The organism is Streptomyces tremellae, assembly GCF_039540215.1.
Taxonomy (GTDB): domain Bacteria; phylum Actinomycetota; class Actinomycetes; order Streptomycetales; family Streptomycetaceae; genus Streptomyces; species Streptomyces tremellae.
In genome coordinates, this window is sequence record NZ_BAABEP010000009.1 from 24424 (window position 1) to 40761 (window position 16338).

Consider the following 16338-nt stretch of genomic DNA (forward strand, 5'->3'; position numbering starts at 1 on the left):
GGTACTGCGCGCCTTCGCCCTCCCGTCGCGGGCCCGTCGGAGCGCCCCCGCACCCGCTCAGCCGCGGCCCGCCGCATCGCCGCGTCGTCCGTGGTGTCCGCCTGCCACCAGTGCCCGGCCCCCGGCAGCGCGCGGGTCTGCCGGGCCAGCTTGCCGGCGCGCCCCGGGGCTCGGCCGCTCAGTCCGAGAGCGCCCGCGCCATCCGGTCGAGATCCGCGAGCAGGGCGGGGAGGCGGTCCTCGTGGACCGCGCGGACGAGGCGCGCCTCGATCGCGTAGACGGCCTCCTGGGCGGCGCGCAGGCGGCGGCGCCCCTCTCCGGTGAGGGTGGCCGGGCGGGCGCGGCCCGTCTCCACGGTGGCGGGGCGCGTGAGCAGCCCCGCGTCCTGGAGGCCGCGCAGCACGACGTTCATGGACTGGCGGCTGACGAAGGTGGCGCGCGCGAGGTCGGCGTTGGACATTCCGGGGCGGGCGGCGAGCACTTCGAGGCAGGAGTACTGCGGCACGGTCAGGCCGTGGGCGCGCAGCGCCTGGTCCATGGCCGCGCGGAGGGCGGCGTGCGCGCGCTTGAGCTGGTACCCGACGTGACCGAACACGTCCGGTGCGGGGTGGGGCGGCGTGACTCCCGGGGTCTCTCGCATGTCCATATTTTGACATCCTTCGGCGGCGGACCTACGGTGGGTATGTCAAAGTCCTGACATCTAATCGCGGAGGATCCCATGCCCATCGCCGTCGACGGCCCCGACTTCATCGCACTCCAGGTCCGCGACGTGGCGGCCGCCGCCGAGTTCTGCGAGAGGAACCTCGGCCTGCGCCGCGCCCCCGCCGCCCCGCCCGGCGCGGTCGTCTTCGACACCAAGCCCTGCCCGATGGCCGTGCGCGAGCCGCTGCCCGGCACCGACCTGGACGCGGGGCGCCCCGGGCTCGGCGTCGCCCTCTGGTTCTCCACCCCCGACGCGCGCGCCCTCCACGAGCAGCTCAGCGCCAACGGCGTGGAGATCCTCACCCCGGTCGCACAGAGCCCCTTCGGCGCGATGTTCTCCTTCCGGGGGCCCGAGGGGTACGTGCTCACCGCGCACCAGGCGGGCTGAGCGGGCCCGCCGCCCCTCCTTCCGCTCCCGGGACCCCGTGCTGCCGCCCCGGGCCCGGCTCCGCCGCGCACCGGGTGTGCTCTACGGCGGGACGGGCACCCGGCGCTCCAGTCTCGCGATTCCGGGAGCCGTCATGGCACTGCGCCACCACTACATCGACCGCGGGCCCGAGGCGCTGTGGGTCGTCCTGCGCGACCCGTACCGCTTCGGCGAGTGGGTCGTCGGCACCTCGTCGGCCAGCCCGGCGGACGGGGAGTGGCCGGAGGCCGGGTCGTCCCTCCACTACGGCGTCCGACTGGGCGCCAGGGAGTTCCAGGGCACCACCGTCGTACGCCGCCACGAACCGCCCGGCATCCTCGAACTCGGAGCGCACGCGGGTCCGCTCGGCACCGCGCGCATCGCCTTCGACATCCGCCCGTGGGGCGCTGGGACCCTGGTGATCCTCGACGAGCACCCGCTGCGCGGCCTCGGCGGACGCGCCCACAACGGCCTGTTGGACCGGTTCCTCCAGCTCAGGCACCGCCACATGCTGCAAAGGCTCGGCCGCGCCGCGGAGGCGGAGCCGGCACGCCACGGGCGGTCGTCTGACCCCTCCGCGCAAACACCCCGACCGCAGGGCACGGCGCGCAGCGCGCGGTGTACAGCGCAGAGCGCGGAGCGCAAGGAGGCTGACATGACGGACGCCGTTGTCGTCGGCGCGGGCCCCCAACGGCCTCGCAGCGGGAAACCTACTGGTGGACGCCGGATGGAGCGTGGAGATCTTCGAGGCCCGCGACCAGCCGGGCGGCGCCGTGCGCAGCGACCGCGGCGTCCACCCCGACGGTGTCAGCGACGTCTTCAGCGCCTTCTGCCCGCTGGCCCCCGCCTCGCCGTTGATCGCCGCGCTCGGCCTCGAACGCGAGGGGCTCGGCCGGCGCCACGCCCCGCACGTACTCGCGCACCCGCTCCTCGACGGCCGGTGCGCCGTGCTCGACCGGGACCGCCGCGTCACCGCCGAGGCGCTCGCCTCGTTCGCGCCGGGCGACGGCGACGCGTGGCTCGCGCTGTGCGACCTGTGGGACGGCCTCGAACACGACCTCACGGCCATCCTCTTCACCCCCTTCCCGCCGGTACGGGCCGGGGGCCGGCCGGCCGCGCGGCTGCGTGCCGCGGGCGGCCTGCGCTTCGCCCGGCGGATGCTGCTGCCCGCCCGCCGCTTCGGCGAGGAGGAGTTCGAAGGGGAGGGCGGGCGGCTGCTGCTCGCGGGCAACGCCCTGCACGCCGACCTCTCCCCTGAGGCCGCGGGCAGCGGCGGTTTCGGCCGGCTCATGGCCATGCTGGGCCAGACCCACGGCTTCCCCGTGCCCGCCGGCGGGTCGAGCGCGCTGATCGACGCGCCGGTCCGCAGGTTCGTACGGCGCGGCGGCGTGCTGCACCGCGCGGCGCCCGTCGCGGAGGTGGTGGTGCGCGGGGGCCGCGCGGTGGGCGTGCGCACCGCGGACGGCGACGCCGTGCCCGCCCGCAGGGCCGTGCTCGCGGACGTCAGCGCGCCCGACCCGTACACCCGGCTGCCCGGCCGGGCCCATGTGCCGCCTGGCATCCTCGCCGACCTGCGGCGCTTCCAGTGGGACTTCGCGACCTTCACGGTCGACTGGGCGCTCCACGCGCCGGTGCCGTGGAGCGCGCCCCCTGCGGCGGGCGCGGGCACCGTGCACCTGGCCGAGGGCGTGGACGAACTCACCCGCTTCGCCGCCCGGATCGCGATGAAGCAGGTCCCCGACCGCCCCTTCGCCGTCATGGGGCAGATGACCACGGCCGGCCCGGCGCGCTCCCCGCGCGGCACGGAGTCCGCCTGGGCGTCCACCCACGTCCCCCACCGCGTCACCGGCGACGCCGGGGGCGCGGGCCTGACCGGCGCCTGGGACGAGCGGGAGGCGGAGGCCACGGCCGACCGGGTGGAGGAGCAGGCCGAGCGGTACGCGCCCGGCTTCCGCCGCCGCATCGGGGGCGCGCCGCGTCCTCACCCCGCGCACGCTCCAGGAGCTGGACCCGAACCTGCACGGCGGCGCCCTCAACGGCGGCACCACCAACCTCCACCAGCAGCTGATCTTCCGGCCTGTGCCGGGCACGGGCCGCCCCGAGACCCGGTGCCCGGCCTCTACCTCCCCTCGGCCCCGGCCCACCCGGGCGGCGGCGTGCACGGCGCGCCGGGCGCCAACGCGGCCCAGGCCGCCCTGCGCGCACGGTCGCTGGGCCGCCGCGTACTGTCGGGCGCGCAGCGCGGCCTGTCCGGCAGGAGCCGCGGACCGCACTGAGCGGACCGTACGGCCGTACCGGTACGACGCACACCGCGCGACGTCGTACTTACGACGCGTACCGGTACGCCGCACACCGCACGGCCGTACGGCCACAGCGCGACGGGACCTGTTCCTACAGCGGCACCCGCAGCGCGCTCCGGTCCGCGCGCCACGCGCCGAGGAGCAGGGCGCAGAAGCGGTCCTCAAGCAGCAGCGTGGCGCCGATGCCGAAAAGCACGTCCTTCTCCAGGTCGGGTTCCTCGGCGAGCAGGCCGCCGACCACCTCGTGCCGCATCAGCTGCTCGTGCACGGCGTCGGCCTCCACGTGCTCGTCGTGGAAGCGCACCGCCGCCGGGCCCGCGCCCGCCCGCCGCATCGCCTCCGCGAGGCGGCGCGAACCGGGGGAGGAGGTGACCTCGATGGTCGCGTAGTGGCCCACCAGTGCGCCCCGCAGCGACCTGTGCAGTCCCAGCAGGGACATCAGGTTGGCCACGGCGAGCATCTCGGCGGGGCACGCCTCCAGGTAGCGCCCGTACGCGGTGTCGAGCCCCAGATCGGCCATCAGGCCGGCGAACAGGCACTGGTGCATCTCGTCCGCGTGCCCCGCGCCGTACTCGTCGTACTCGACCGCCACCATCCCGGCCTTGGCCCGGCCCCGCAGGCGGGGGATCACCCACAGGTGCGGATCGGCCTCCTTGAGGTGGTAGACGGACCGCAGCGCCGCGTGCTCGCGCAGCTGTCCGAGTGTGCCCTCGCGGGCCAAGTGGTGGCTGACGCTGGTGCCGTCGTCCCCGACCGGCTCCACCAGCAGCTCCGCCATCGCCTCGTCCACCGACGAGGCAGGCAGCCGCTGTGCCGCGTCGTCCCGCAGCGCGTCGAGGAACACCCGCTCCAGGGCGGCCCTCAGCCGCAGTGGCTCGGGCGCCCACTCGTACTCGTCGCCGACGCCCTCGAAGCCCCGGTAGTGCAGCTCGTAGAGCACATACAGGGCGAGCTGGAGGTCCTCGCCGTACGGGTCCGCGGCGGCGGCCTCCTCGCAGCTGTCCCGCGGCAGCTCGCGGCCCTGCGCCAGCAGCCCGGCCACCGCGGCCGACAGCGGCCCTCTCGGCTCGGGCAGCCGCGACGCTCCCGCCGCGTACGGGGCCGTCACGCCGCGCCCCCGTCCGCGGCCCGCTCGCCGCCCTCCCGCTGCCCGCCGCCCTGCCGCCGGGAGCGGTGGCGGTGGCTGGTGTCGCACCACGGGTAGCGGCGGCTGCGCCGGCAGGTGCACACCGCGACGACCGGGCGGTCGGAGTGCGCGACGGTGTCGTCGCCGACGGCGACGTCGACCGGTCCCTCCAGGAGCAGCGGACCGCCCGGGTCGAGCGTGACCCGGCGCGCGGGATCGGGAGACGCGTTCATGGAAGTACCTCCGGAAGGGATCTTCGACCCTCGGCCAGTGGCCGCACGCCGCTGACCGTGGCGCTTCTTCGACCCTGGGTGATCAGTGTGCTCCGAGTGCCCACTGCCGGGTGCCGCACACCTCGCCGCGCGCGGGGCGGCCGTCCCGGCGCGCGGTGTGGGCGGCGCCGTGACCGCCGCGTGCGGGCCTCGGCCCTGCGGGTGCCGTGCCCGCCTCGGCCCTGCGGGTACGGCGCGCCCGCAGCAGGCGGGCGCGGCCGGCGCGGAGGTCGTCGACGCCACCGCCTCGGCGTCGCGTCGGGATCTTGGTGGTCGGTGCCGTGCACGGCCTCGCCCGTACCGGTGACGTACACCACGCGGCCCGGTGCGTTACGCGCCCGGCAGCGCGGCCACCCGGATCGTGCCCCGCGCGTCTGCCGCCACTGGAAGCGGCGGCAGACGCCGCGGCACCGTGGCAAACGGCGGGGGCACCGCGGGAAGCGGCGGGGCACCGCGAGCAAGGGCGTGCCACGGGGAACGGAGGAACGGAGGAACGGTGGCGGTCGGTCAGTGGATCAAGTGGGAGGCGGCCGCGGTCGGCAGGACCGCCCGCTACGCCGTGGCGCACCCCGGGCCGGAACGGGACTCCGCGGTGCAGTCGCTCAAGGCGGCGGGGGCCGCCGTGCTCGCCTGGGCGCTGGTCGGCTGGACCTTCAGGGCGCCGCTCGCCCTGATGGCCCCCTGGACGGCGATCGCGCTGGTCGACGCGACGGTGTACCGCTCCGTACGGTCCGGGCTCCAGCAGTTCGCCGTCATCGCGGTGGGCGCGGTCGCCGCCTCCGCCGCCATGGCCCTCACCGACGGCAACACGCTGGGCGCGATGGCGCTCGCGCTCCCCTTCCTCGTCCTCGCCGGCACCTACCGCCGCCTGGGACGGCAGGGCATCTACGGGGCGACGACGGCCCTCTTCGTCATCACCTACGGCGCGTACTCGCTGCCCGCGCTCGGCTACCGCCTCGCGGAGACGGCGATCGGCGCGGTGATCGGCATCGGCGTCAACGCCTTCGTCCTGCCCCCGGTCCACCTGCGCAACGTGCGCGACCGGATGGAGCGCCTCGCCCGCGAGTGCGCCGACCTGCTCAGCCTCATCGCCGACGACATCGCGGAGAACGGGTCCGACTACGACGTGGACCAGGCGAGGGACCGCGTGCGGCGCCTCGAAGCGCTGCTCGGCGCGGTGAACGAGGCCCGGCAGTGGACCACGGAGAGCCTCCGCGCCAATCCGGGGAGGCGGTTGCGCCGCAGGCCCGGACCCCCGCCGCCGCCCGTGGAGGAGGACACGCGCTGGCGGGCGGCGGTGGGCCACCTCGCCGCCGCCGTACGCATCCTGGCCAACGCGACGGGCGAGCCGCGCGGCCTCGCCGGGCTGCCCCCCGACTTCCTGGAGCGGTACGCGGTCCTCGCCGGGCACGTCTCCACCCTGTGCGCGGCCAGGGCAGACGCCCTACGGGAACCCGGGGAGGCGGCCCCCGGCGACGAGACGGCGCGCGAGGCCTGGTCCGTACTCGACTCGCTCGCGGAGGACCTGCCGCGCAGGACCGGACAGGCCGCCGCGGTCTGCGGCGGCCTGCTGACCGAGACCCGGCTGCTGCTGTCCCTGGTGGCCGCGGGCAGCGGCGAGGAGGACCCGGGCGCCGGGGGCGGCTGAGGCCCGTGGCTCCGGCCGGGTCAGGGCCCGCGCCTCGCGCCGGCCCCGCGCCTCAGGGCCGGCCGGCGCCTCAGGGCCGGCCCGAGTTCCCGGTCCGGGGCGCGGCGCGTCCGCGCAGCCTCGCACGGAGCGCTCCCGCGACCCGCTCGTCGCAGCGCCCCGTACGCGCGCCCTCGACCACCAGGTCAGCGAGGACCCGGAGCTTGATGTTGGTGTGCATCGAGACCTCGCGCAGCACGTCCCAGCCCTCCTCGGGGCTGATCCGGCCCGCTGCGACGAGGACGCCGATGGCCTGGTCCACCCGGGCGTGCGAGCGCACGGCCTGCTGGAGCTGCGCGACCTCTTCCTCCAGCGCCCGGACGGTGGCGGCACACGGCTCGGCCGGCGCGTCGGCCGGCGGCGGCATCCGCCGAAGGGAGTGCGTGTCCACGTCCTCCACCCTCCACGCCCCGGCGCCGAGTGCCAACTCGAACCACGGCCGCCCCGCCGGCCCGGACCCGCTCAGCCCTGCCCCGTACCGCTGTCCGGCCGCGCGGTGTGCTGCGGATGGCCCCGGGTACGCCGGGCCTCCTTCATCTCGGCCTCGTACAGGTGGTCCCGCCCCTCGGCGAGATCGGCGACGGCCTCGCGTTCGAGGTCCCTGAACGGCTCGTAGTACGTGCGGTTGTACGCCTCCACGATCTGGAACGTCCAGTGCCCCGGGATGACGTTGCGCCCCACGATCTCCCGCTGCACGCGCTCCGCCCACTCCGCGTGCCCCGCCTCGCGCAGCAGCTCCACCGCCTCGTCGAGCGCGAGGTCCGCGCCGCCCGTCAGCTGGTGGAACGCGTACAGGTGCCCCCGTGCCCGCTCCGCCGTCTCCAGCGCCCGCGAGAGCGCGCCGAGCGCCCGCACGGTCCCGTCCCCCACCTGTCCGGGCCGCCGGTGCGCCAGGTCCGGCCCGTCTCCGCCTTCTCCCACGTCTCCCATGCCCCCTCAGCTCCCCCCGGCTCCCGATGTCCATGCAGCCCCGCCCGGACGACGACCCGGTCGGTCCACCCGGAGAGGAGACCCTCCGGCCCGGCAGCACCGTCCCGAGGCGACGGCGTCGGTCGAGCGCGGTGCCGGGCCGCACGGCCCCGGACACCGCGCGCCCCGCGCCGGACGCGCACGGGGGGAGCCCACATGTGCCCGGCCGGTACGCTTCCGGGGTGACGGAGCGTACCGAGCAGGGCGGGCGACGGGCCGCGAACGGCGGGCCGAAGGCCGCCGCCCGCAACCGAGCCGCTGTGGTCGCCGCCGCCCGGGAGATCTTCGCGGCGCAGGGGCTGGAGGCCCCGCTGTCCGCGATAGCGCGTCGGGCCGGGGTCGGGCAGGGCGTCCTCTATCGGCACTTCCCCGACAGGACCGCCGCGGTGGCCGCGGTCCTTGAGGAGAACGTCCGGCAGATCGAGCAGGCGGCCGAGGCCGAGGGCGCGACCCTCGCCGGCGTCCTCGGTGTGCTGACGTGGCACCTTGCGGAGTCGGCCGCCTTCATCGGCCTTCTGCACACGGACCAGGCGGGCAGTCGTTCCGATGTCCGCGCCCATGCCCTGGCCCTGTCCGAGCGGGTCCAGCGCAGTCTTCGGGCGCACCTCACGCGGGACCACCGGCTGAGCGCCGGGGACCTGGAGCTGGCGGTCGCCATGGTCTCCGCGACTGCCACAGGGCCCACTCATCAGGAGCGGGAACGCCGGGCGCTGGCCGCCTGGCGGCTGCTCGGCGTCGAGGTGGGGCCCGTCCGGCCCTTCGACGGTTGAGCCGAGGCGCGCGGTCAGCCTCCGTTCGACTGCCGGGTGCCTTCCGCGAGGGCGTCGAAAGCGTAGAGGTACCCCCCGGCGGGGCCGCTGACGGTCATGTACGCCCTGGTCCCGCCGGGCGTGATGGCCACATTCGTCGCCGAATCAAGGCCCTTGGCCTGTGGGGGGAGTTCGACCGTGGCCAGACGCTCACCGTGCCGGTCGTACACGGCCATGGCCGCCCGGCCGTACAGCCCCTGGTAGAGGTTGCCGTCGGCGTCCACGGCGATCGAGTCGGTCTGCGCGATCCCTCCGTCCACGCGGATCGCGGTGTGCCGGGAGGCCGCCCCGCCCTCGCTGTCGAGGCGCAGGTAGGAGATCCGGTTCTCGGTGAGTTCGCTGAACCACAGCCCTCGGTCGTGCGCGTCGAACGCGATCCCGTTCGGCGAGGCGAGGCCCTTGGCCAGAACGCCGGCCTCCGTGCCCTCGCGGTCGATCCGCACCACACGGCCCCGCGCCTCGCCCTCCGACAGCCCGCGTGAGTCGCTGACGTACAGATTGCCCTTGCGGTCGAAGGCGATGTCGTCGGGGTTCATCCGCGCTCCGTCGACGTCGCCCGAGAAGAAGGTCCGCCTGTCGCCGCCGTCAGGTGCCAGGCTCACGACCTCGCCGTGCGCGAAGTCGCTGAGGTAGAGCCGGCCGTCGTACGGGCTGAACTGCGCCGAGGTGTAGGCCCCCCGGTCGTCGGTGTACACCGCCCGGGAGGTCTTCTCCCTGACGTTCACGCGTATGACTTTCGGTTCGCCCCCGGGCGCGGTGACATCGACGACGAACAGGCCCCCGTCCCGGCCGAAGGCGGGCCCCTCCAGCAACGTCGTCCCGGACTCGCCGTGTGCCCGGGTCACTTGCATGACCTCCTGCGCTCGCACGGTCCTGACCGCCGGGGCGGACGCCGCTTCTTCCCCGGTGCCGCCACTCTCCGCGCCGCATCCGGCGAGCGCCAGCGTGCCGATCGTGGCGAGCACGGCAAAGGCCCGTGCCGGGAGTCGCTGCATGGGGATCACTCTTCCTGTCGGCCGTGCGGGTTCCGCCGGCCGGGTACGCGGCGCACCGGCGGATCGAAAGTCCGGATGCTGCCGTACCGGCCGACCACAACCGGACACCGCTGTCCGGTTCTTGCTACCGTAGCGGACGGCCGCCCGCCCGTGGCGGCCCCGCCGTCCAGGATCGAGGCCTTGCATGACCACTCCTCACGTGCCTGCCCCTCACGAGCTCGCCGAGCTGAGGCGGCGCTACCGCGTTGAGCGTGAGCGGCGCGTCCGTCCCGACGGAGCCGCTCAATACCGCGACGCGGACGGCGAGTTCGGGTACTACGCCGCCGACCCCTACACGGAGGCGCCGAACGAGCGCACTCCTCTGCGCGACACCGTCGACGTCGCGGTGATCGGCGGCGGATTCGGCGGGATCCTCGCCGGGGCGCACGCGCGGCAACAGGGCGTGGAGCGGGTCAGGATCGTGGAGAAGGGCGGCGACTTCGGAGGCACCTGGTACTGGAACCGGTACCCGGGCGTGCACTGCGACATCGAGTCCCACGTGTACCTGCCGATGCTCGACGAGACCGGCTACATACCGGAGTGGAAGTACGCCCCCGGTGACGAGATCCGCCGTCACGCGGTGCGGATCGCCGACATGTCCGGCCTCTATGCCCACGCGCTGTTCTCCACCGGCGTCACCGCCCTCACCTGGGACGAGACGTCCGAGACATGGTCCGTGGCCACGGACCGCGGTGACCTCTTCCGGGCCACGTACGTCGTCAACGCCACCGGCACCCTCACCGACCCGAAACTCCCCGGCATCCCCGGCATCGAGGACTTCACGGGCCATACGTTCCACACCTCCCGGTGGGACTACGCCTACACCGGCGGTACCCCGGAGGGCGGCATGGCCGGCCTCGCGGACAAGCGGGTGGGCGTCGTCGGTACCGGTGCCACCGGCATCCAGGTCATCCCCATGCTGGCCGAGGACGCCGCGCACCTCTACGTCTTCCAGCGCACCCCCTCCACCGTGGACCGACGGGACAACCGCCGCACCACCGCCGAGGACGTCGGCGCCGACCGCGAGGGCTGGGCCCGCGAGCGGCGCGAGAACTACCTCCGCATCGTCTCCGGCGAGGACGCGGAAGAGGACCTCGTGGCGGACCAGTGGACCGCGTCGGCGGGCCTGCTGGAGAAACTCCTGCCGAGCTTCCGGCGCGGGGGCGACCTGAAGACCTTCGAAGCCGCCTACGAGATGGCCGACGCCGCGAAGATGAACGAACTCCGCGCCCGCGTCGAGAAGACCGTCACGGACCCGGAGACGGCGGAGAAGCTCAAGCCCTGGTACCGCTACGCCTGCAAACGCCCCACCTTCTCCGACCTGTACTACCCGGCCTTCAACCGCGACAACGTCACCCTGGTCGACACCGCGGACACCCATGGCATCGAGCGCGTCACCGGACACGGTGTCACGGTCGGCGGCACCACGTACGAACTCGACTGCCTGATCTTCGCCACGGGGTTCAACGTCGGGGCGTCCGGCGTTCTCTCGGGCAAGCTCCCGGTCCACGGGCGGGGCGGCGTCCAGCTGTTGGACAGGTGGGCGCGGCAGGGCCCGCGCACACTCCACGGCTTCACCAGCAACGGCTTCCCCAACCTGATCCAGATGGGCTCTCTGCAGAACGCCAGCAGCGTCAACTTCACCCACATCCTGGACGAGCAGGCCGCCCATGCCGCCGCCCTCATCGCGGCAGCCGAGGCCAGGGACGCCCTCATCGAGCCGTCCCACGAGGCCGAGGACGCCTGGATCGCCGTCCTGGCCAAGGACGCCCCCGACCACGAGTGGTTCCACGCCGAGTGCACCCCCGGCTACTACAACCGCGAGGGACGCGGCCGGCCCAACGGCCCGACCGCCTACCCCCATGGAGCCGTCGCCTTCCACCGACTCCTCAGGCGCTGGCGCGACGAGTCGATCGGCGAGGTCCTCCAGGCCAGGACCGCTCCCCGCCCCTGAGGCGGCCGGCCGGGCCGGCCCGGCCCGTAGCCCTCGACGGAGAGGCGACGCGGGCCCTGCCCGCTGCCTGCTGCCTGCAGGATCGCAAGACCCTGGTGAACGGGTCGTCGGCCGAAGAGGCAGCAGCCCGAAGTGCCGATCTGACGACGGGTTCTCCCCCAGGAGTCCGGTGATCCTCCCCGCACTCTCCTCCCCTCCGTCCCCACACCTTCCCCGAGGCCCCCATGACCACAGCCGTACCCGAGCAGGACACCGCTTTGCGCACCCCCCGCAGTGTGATCGTCACCGGGGCCGCGTCCGGCATCGGCCGGGCCGCCGCTCTGGCCTTCGCCGCCCAGGGAGACCGCGTCCTGGTGGCCGACCTCGACGCGGACGGCGCCGAGGAGACCGTGCGGAAGGCCACGGACATTGGGGGCGTCGCGCTGGCGGTCGTGGGGGACCTGGGGGAGCAGCAGGTGGTGGACGCCGTGGTGGCCCGTGCGGTCACGGAGTTCGGCGGGGTCGACGTCCTGGTCAACAACGCGGGAATCATGGACCGCATGTCGGCGGCGCACGAGACCGAAAGCGCCGAGTGGGAACGGGTGTTGCGGATCGATCTCACGGCCCCCTTCCTCCTCGCCCGCGCCGTACTCCCGCACATGCTGACCGCCGGCAGCGGATGCCTGGTCTTCACCGGCTCAGAGGCGGGCCTGCGCGGCGGAGCCGCCGGAGCGGCGTACACCGCCGCCAAACACGGGATCACCGGACTCGTCAAGCACCTGGCCGTGATGTACCGCAAGCAGGGCATCAGGACCAACATGATCGCGCCCGGTCCCACCGCGACCGGCATGGGCGTCGACAGCCGCCCCGACGCCCACGGCCCCGCCGTGATCACGGGCCTCATCGGTGCGAACACCGGCCGTCTCGGCTCCGCCGAGGAGCAGGCAGCCGCCCTTGTGTGGCTCGCCTCCGACGCGGCCTCCTTCGTCAACGGCGCGGTTCTCCCGGTCGACGACGGCTGGTCGGCAGTCTGACTCGGCCGGCGAGACGTTCCGCCAGCAGGAGGACTTCGACGGCGACCGTCATGGCGCCGCCGCGCTCCGGGCCGAGCGTGGGCTGCCCCAGGAACGGCTCCCGGCCGCCGCGGGATCCGACCGGCGCGGCATCCCGCGGCACGAGGGCGGCAGCCGGGACCCGCGGTTCATGGACCTGCTGCTGATCGCGGACGTCCTCGGGGTGACGCTCGTGGACTCGTGGACCTCGTACAGGATGTGTGAGCCCTGGCCGCCGTGGTGGCGGGGAGCGCGGGGTCAGCGGCGGATCGGAGTGAGGGAGTGCGTGAGCAGCGCCCGGAACCTGGCGTTGCTCGGCTCGGCCTCCCGTTCGCCGATCCGCGCGGCCCAGTCCCGGCAGACCACCCCGACGAACGCCGCGACCGCGGCCGCCGGCGCGTGCCGCCACGATGGGATCTGGTCGAGCCACGCCAGCGCCGCCGCGGGCGTCTGGTCGCTCTCCATGAGGCGGACCGCGGTGAGGGCGGGGTCGATCCAGGCGGGCCCGACGGCGGGCATGGCCCAGTCGACGAGGCGAGCATCGCCGCCGTCGACGAGGAGGTTGTGCGGGTTCGTGTCCGTGTGCAGCAGGTGCTCGCCGTGCAGCAGCTCGGCGTCGCCGGGCAGCAGGTGCGCGGCGTACCGGTCGGCGAACTGCAGCAGCCCGGCGGGCGCGGGCGGGAGGCCGGCGAGGCGCTGCATCAGTGCGGCGACGGCTTCGACGTCCGGCGACCCAGCGGCAAGGTCCGCGGTCCGGCCCGGCGCCAGGTCGAAGACGAGCGCGTGCCAGCCCGTCTCGCGTACGGCCAGGTGCAGGGCGGGGCTGACGGCGCCGACGAGCGGCGCGACGCGCTGCTCCTGCGCGAGGCCGGCCAGGCCCTCGGTGTCCTCGCCCCGCACGGCCTTGACGAAGAACGCTCCGGCGGCCGCGGTGAGCCGCACGGCGGCGGAGCAGTTCAGTCCCTGCTCGACGGACTCGGCGGACGTCACGACGCCTGTGTGCCGCTGGACCGCGGCCCGGAGCGGGGCGGGCAGGCCGGCCCACGGCAGGTGCTGCTCGATCACGTTGTCTCCTCGTGCGGGGAGGGGCGCCGGCACCCGGCGCCCCTCCGATGGTGGCGGGTCACCCCTGCGTCTGGCCGCACGTGCGGCAGCGCATCTTGCCGGACCAGCCGGCCCGTTCGTGATCGCAGTCGTCCGCGCTGAGGGTGTGCCACATGGTGTTGTCCTGCTCTCGGTGGCGGGTTGTCTCGCCTGGCGGTCCAGGCGGCGTGAAGTCCTCGGTGGCGGGCCGCTCGTCGGCCGCAGGCGATCCGGCGGACGGCCGCGGTTCACCCCGAGGGGTGAGCAGGCACGACGGGGTAACCATGACCGGATACGAACCGCCAACTGCGCCTCCCGTACGGGGTAACGGTCGGCACGGGTCTTCAAGAGGAGTTGCCACTCCTCGCCGGTGCCGAATTCCCCGAGGTGCCAGAACACGGACGTGACGGGACCGAGGATCTGAGCGCCGGCCGCGAGCCTGTTCTGGACGACGGATCGCGCCAGCTCGACGGCTTGCTCCCGGGTCTCGGTTGCCGTTGACACCTGCACGAAGTCAGTCATGGACGAGAGGCTATTGACCCGCTTGGGCTGCAAAGAGCCTCCACGGTACTGCGTGAGCGCGACGAAGCGCCCTCTGCCCGGCCGTGCGCCGGTGCTGGGGGGCGCGTGTTCACGGGTACTGCCCGCGGGTCGGGTCGAGCCCGGGGCGGGTCTGGGGCATGGCGCCGGAGTCGTCGGGCGGGGTGCTGTCGTGGCGGTGGACGAGCGCGCGGGGGAGAGGGATTACGGCGGCTGTGACGTCCCCTGGCACCGCGATGTTCCCAGGGCTTCGGGCATGAAGAAGGGCCGACCTGTTCATGCAGGTCGGCCCTTGATCACGAAGGGTGAGTGACGGGACTCGAACCCGCGACATCCTGGACCACAACCAGGTGCTCTACCATCTGAGCTACACCCACCACGACCGGTCGTTCCCGACCGGCCGAGAAAAAGTGTACAGGGTCCGCGGGGGTGCTCGCGCCGCCGTTGTGCGGGGGTGCCGCGGGGTGGTCAGGCGGGGTGTACGACGTGCTTCGCGGCGATCCGCTTCGCCGTGTCGGAGTCCGGGCCGGGGGCCGGGACGAAAACGGTCTCGCGGTAAAAGCGCAGCTCCGCGATGGACTCGCGGATGTCGGCGAGCGCGCGGTGGTTGCCGTTCTTCTCCGGACTGTTGAAGTAGGCCCTCGGGTACCAGCGGCGGGCCAGTTCCTTGACCGAGGAGACATCGACGATCCGGTAGTGCAGGTAACCCTCGAGGTCGGGCATGTCCCGGGCGAGGAAGCCGCGGTCCGTGGCGACCGAGTTGCCGCACAGGGGTGCCTTGCCGGGGTCCTTGACGTGTTCGCGGATGTACGCGAGGACCCGGGCCTCGGCGTCCGCGAGGGTCGTGCCCGCCGCGAGCTCGTCGAGGAGGCCCGAGGCGGTGTGCATGGTGCGCACCACCTCGGGCATCGTCTCCAGGGCCGCGTCCGGCGGGCGGATCACGACGTCCACCCCTTCGCCGAGCACGTTCAGCTCCGAGTCGGTGACCAGCGCGGCCACCTCGACGAGTGCGTCGTTCGCCAGCGAGAGCCCGGTCATCTCGCAGTCGATCCACACCATTCGATCGTTCATGCGCCTTACCCTACGGCGCGCTCCGCTGTCCGGGCAGGCCCGGCCGTCCCGAGCCCCCGGCGAAGACGTCCTGGCCCGCTCTGTCCGCCTCCGGCCCGGCCCCGGGCCCCCCGGCCGGCGTGCCGGACCCGTTCTGCCCGGCGCCGGGGCGCCGGGTCTGCTGCGGCACGCCGGGATCCATCGGGCCGGCCCCGGGGCCCGCGGCCGTCGCGGCCCGCGGCTCCGGCGCGTCGCCCTGTGGCCGCCGCGCCCGGTACGCGGAGCGGTACGCCGCGGGCGACGAGCCGAGCTGCCGCCTGAAGTGGCCGCGCAGCGCCACCGGGGACCGGAAGCCGCAGCGGTTGGCGACCTCGTCCACGGAGTAGTCGGACGTCTCCAGCAGCCGCTGCGCCTGGAGCACCCGCTGGGTGATCAGCCACTGGAGCGGCGCGCTGCCGGTGAGCGACCTGAACCGCCGGTCGAAGGTCCTGCGGCTCATGTACGCGCGCGCGGCGAGCGTCTCCACGTCGAACTGCTCGTGCAGGTGCTCAAGCGCCCAGGCGACGACCTCGGCGAGCGGGTCGGAGCCGATCTCCTCAGGTAAAGACCTGTCCAGGTAGCGCTCCTGGCCCCCGCTCCTGCGCGGCGGTACGACGAGCCTGCGCGCGAGCGCCCCCGCGGCCTCGGAACCGTGGTCCGTGCGGACTATATGGAGACACAGGTCGATTCCGGCCGCGGTGCCCGCGGATGTGAGGACATCGCCGTCGTCGACGAACAGCTCCCGCGGGTCCACGTGGACCGACGGGTACCGCTTCGCCAGCGTCGGCGCGTACATCCAGTGCGTGGTGGCCGGGCGGCCGTCCAGCAGACCCGCGGCGGCCAGTACGAACGCCCCCGTGCACAGGCCGACGATCCGCGCGCCCTCCTCGTGCGCCCTGCGCAGCGCCTCCAGCGCCTCCAGCGGCGGCGGCGCGGTGATCGAGCGCCAGGCGGGCACGACGACCGTGCCCGCCCTGCCGATGGCGTCGAGGCCGTACGGCGCGGTCAGTTCGAGGCCGCCCGTGGTCCGCAGGGGGCCGTCCTCCCCGGCGCAGACCAGCAGGCGGTAGCGGGGCACCCCGGCATCCTGCCGGTCGATGCCGAACACCGAGAGCGGAATGGAGCTCTCGAAGATGGGACCGCCGCTGAACAGCAGCACTGCGACGACCTCCCGGCGGCGACGCCCGGAAAGCTTCCGTACTGACTCCTGTGTGGCGGTGGAGTCCTGGCTCATGGCGCTAAGCCCCCCTCGGTGTTCGCGTCTCCCCGTTCTTGCCGTTCTTGTCGGCCTGCTCGCTCCTGCACGATTCCCCTCGGTTTTGCACGGGTCCCCGGC

The 16338-nt window shown here is 74.3% G+C and carries 14 protein-coding genes, 1 tRNA gene and 2 pseudogenes; 6 read left to right on the forward strand and 11 right to left on the reverse strand.

Annotated features, from left to right (window positions below; all coding sequences use genetic code 11):
* Window positions 1-178 precede the first annotated feature (178 nt).
* Window positions 179-640, reverse strand: a complete 462-nt coding sequence (locus ABEA77_RS09540) for a MarR family winged helix-turn-helix transcriptional regulator (RefSeq protein WP_425588244.1) — start codon at window positions 638-640, stop codon at window positions 179-181.
* Between the two features lie 78 nt (window positions 641-718).
* Between ABEA77_RS09540 and ABEA77_RS09545 the strand changes: the two genes are divergently transcribed.
* Together ABEA77_RS09545 and ABEA77_RS09550 are read left to right on the forward strand one after the other, a co-directional pair.
* Window positions 719-1090 carry a VOC family protein gene (locus ABEA77_RS09545; RefSeq protein ID WP_345643941.1) on the forward strand — a complete coding sequence of 124 codons (372 nt, stop codon included), beginning with the start codon at window positions 719-721 and terminating at the stop codon, window positions 1088-1090.
* Between the two features lie 673 nt (window positions 1091-1763).
* A pseudogene (locus ABEA77_RS09550) lies at window positions 1764-3384 on the forward strand (phytoene desaturase family protein).
* A gap of 115 nt (window positions 3385-3499) precedes the next feature.
* Here the strand turns inward: ABEA77_RS09550 and ABEA77_RS09555 are convergent.
* Entirely contained in the window at window positions 3500-4516 is a 1017-nt protein-coding gene (locus tag ABEA77_RS09555) for an iron-containing redox enzyme family protein (protein ID WP_425588245.1), read from the reverse strand.
* Complete coding sequence (locus ABEA77_RS09560; protein WP_345643943.1) at window positions 4513-4767, reverse strand: CDGSH iron-sulfur domain-containing protein; 255 nt, start codon at window positions 4765-4767, stop codon at window positions 4513-4515. The genes ABEA77_RS09555 and ABEA77_RS09560 overlap by 4 nt, the downstream gene beginning before the upstream one ends.
* Before the next feature lie 535 nt (window positions 4768-5302).
* Between ABEA77_RS09560 and ABEA77_RS09565 the strand changes: the two genes are divergently transcribed.
* Complete coding sequence (locus tag ABEA77_RS09565; RefSeq protein ID WP_345643945.1) at window positions 5303-6454, forward strand: FUSC family protein; 1152 nt, start codon at window positions 5303-5305, stop codon at window positions 6452-6454.
* 70 nt (window positions 6455-6524) lie between these two features.
* Here the strand turns inward: ABEA77_RS09565 and ABEA77_RS09570 are convergent, their stop codons facing one another.
* Complete coding sequence (locus ABEA77_RS09570) at window positions 6525-6884, reverse strand: ANTAR domain-containing protein (protein WP_425588246.1); 360 nt, start codon at window positions 6882-6884, stop codon at window positions 6525-6527.
* A gap of 71 nt (window positions 6885-6955) precedes the next feature.
* The gene (locus tag ABEA77_RS09575; RefSeq protein ID WP_345643947.1) at window positions 6956-7423 is read right to left on the reverse strand and encodes a hypothetical protein; all 468 of its coding nucleotides are present in this window, start codon (window positions 7421-7423) and stop codon (window positions 6956-6958) included.
* A gap of 221 nt (window positions 7424-7644) precedes the next feature.
* Between ABEA77_RS09575 and ABEA77_RS09580 the strand changes: the two genes are divergently transcribed.
* Entirely contained in the window at window positions 7645-8232 is a 588-nt protein-coding gene (locus ABEA77_RS09580) for a TetR/AcrR family transcriptional regulator (RefSeq protein ID WP_345643949.1), read from the forward strand.
* 14 nt (window positions 8233-8246) lie between these two features.
* On the opposite strand, the gene ABEA77_RS09585 is transcribed toward ABEA77_RS09580, so the two are convergent.
* Complete coding sequence (locus ABEA77_RS09585; RefSeq protein ID WP_345643951.1) at window positions 8247-9266, reverse strand: SMP-30/gluconolactonase/LRE family protein; 1020 nt, start codon at window positions 9264-9266, stop codon at window positions 8247-8249.
* Window positions 9267-9450: 184 nt separating this feature from the next.
* Between ABEA77_RS09585 and ABEA77_RS09590 the strand changes: the two genes are divergently transcribed.
* Together ABEA77_RS09590 and ABEA77_RS09595 are read left to right on the forward strand one after the other, a co-directional pair.
* A complete protein-coding gene (locus tag ABEA77_RS09590; protein ID WP_345643953.1) occupies window positions 9451-11259 on the forward strand; it encodes a flavin-containing monooxygenase in 1809 nt (602 codons plus the stop codon).
* Window positions 11260-11483: 224 nt separating this feature from the next.
* The gene (locus ABEA77_RS09595; RefSeq protein WP_345643955.1) at window positions 11484-12272 is read left to right on the forward strand and encodes an SDR family NAD(P)-dependent oxidoreductase; all 789 of its coding nucleotides are present in this window, start codon (window positions 11484-11486) and stop codon (window positions 12270-12272) included.
* Between the two features lie 276 nt (window positions 12273-12548).
* Here ABEA77_RS09595 and ABEA77_RS09600 read toward each other — a convergent pair whose 3' ends face one another.
* From ABEA77_RS09600 to ABEA77_RS09620, 5 genes and pseudogenes are all read right to left on the reverse strand, one after another.
* Entirely contained in the window at window positions 12549-13355 is an 807-nt protein-coding gene (locus ABEA77_RS09600; protein WP_345644217.1) for a phosphotransferase, read from the reverse strand.
* 342 nt (window positions 13356-13697) lie between these two features.
* Window positions 13698-13895: pseudogene (gene cutA, locus ABEA77_RS09605) on the reverse strand (divalent-cation tolerance protein CutA); the annotation flags it as partial.
* Window positions 13896-14217: 322 nt separating this feature from the next.
* Window positions 14218-14290 (reverse strand) — tRNA-His (locus tag ABEA77_RS09610).
* 91 nt (window positions 14291-14381) lie between these two features.
* Entirely contained in the window at window positions 14382-14984 is a 603-nt protein-coding gene (gene orn / locus ABEA77_RS09615; RefSeq protein WP_345643956.1) for an oligoribonuclease, read from the reverse strand.
* 10 nt (window positions 14985-14994) lie between these two features.
* A complete protein-coding gene (locus ABEA77_RS09620; protein WP_345643959.1) occupies window positions 14995-16236 on the reverse strand; it encodes a helix-turn-helix domain-containing protein in 1242 nt (413 codons plus the stop codon).
* Between the last annotated feature and the right edge of the window lie 102 nt (window positions 16237-16338).

Coding starts and splice junctions, on each gene's coding strand:
- ABEA77_RS09620 (WP_345643959.1), bottom strand. CDS start 16,236: ATGAGCCAGGACTCCACCGCCACACAGGAGTCAGTACGGAAGCTTTCC.
- orn (WP_345643956.1), bottom strand. CDS start 14,984: ATGAACGATCGAATGGTGTGGATCGACTGCGAGATGACCGGGCTCTCG.
- ABEA77_RS09590 (WP_345643953.1), top strand. CDS start 9,451: ATGACCACTCCTCACGTGCCTGCCCCTCACGAGCTCGCCGAGCTGAGG.
- ABEA77_RS09575 (WP_345643947.1), bottom strand. CDS start 7,423: ATGGGAGACGTGGGAGAAGGCGGAGACGGGCCGGACCTGGCGCACCGG.
- ABEA77_RS09585 (WP_345643951.1), bottom strand. CDS start 9,266: ATGCAGCGACTCCCGGCACGGGCCTTTGCCGTGCTCGCCACGATCGGC.
- ABEA77_RS09560 (WP_345643943.1), bottom strand. CDS start 4,767: ATGAACGCGTCTCCCGATCCCGCGCGCCGGGTCACGCTCGACCCGGGC.
- ABEA77_RS09545 (WP_345643941.1), top strand. CDS start 719: ATGCCCATCGCCGTCGACGGCCCCGACTTCATCGCACTCCAGGTCCGC.
- ABEA77_RS09595 (WP_345643955.1), top strand. CDS start 11,484: ATGACCACAGCCGTACCCGAGCAGGACACCGCTTTGCGCACCCCCCGC.
- ABEA77_RS09540 (WP_425588244.1), bottom strand. CDS start 640: ATGCGAGAGACCCCGGGAGTCACGCCGCCCCACCCCGCACCGGACGTG.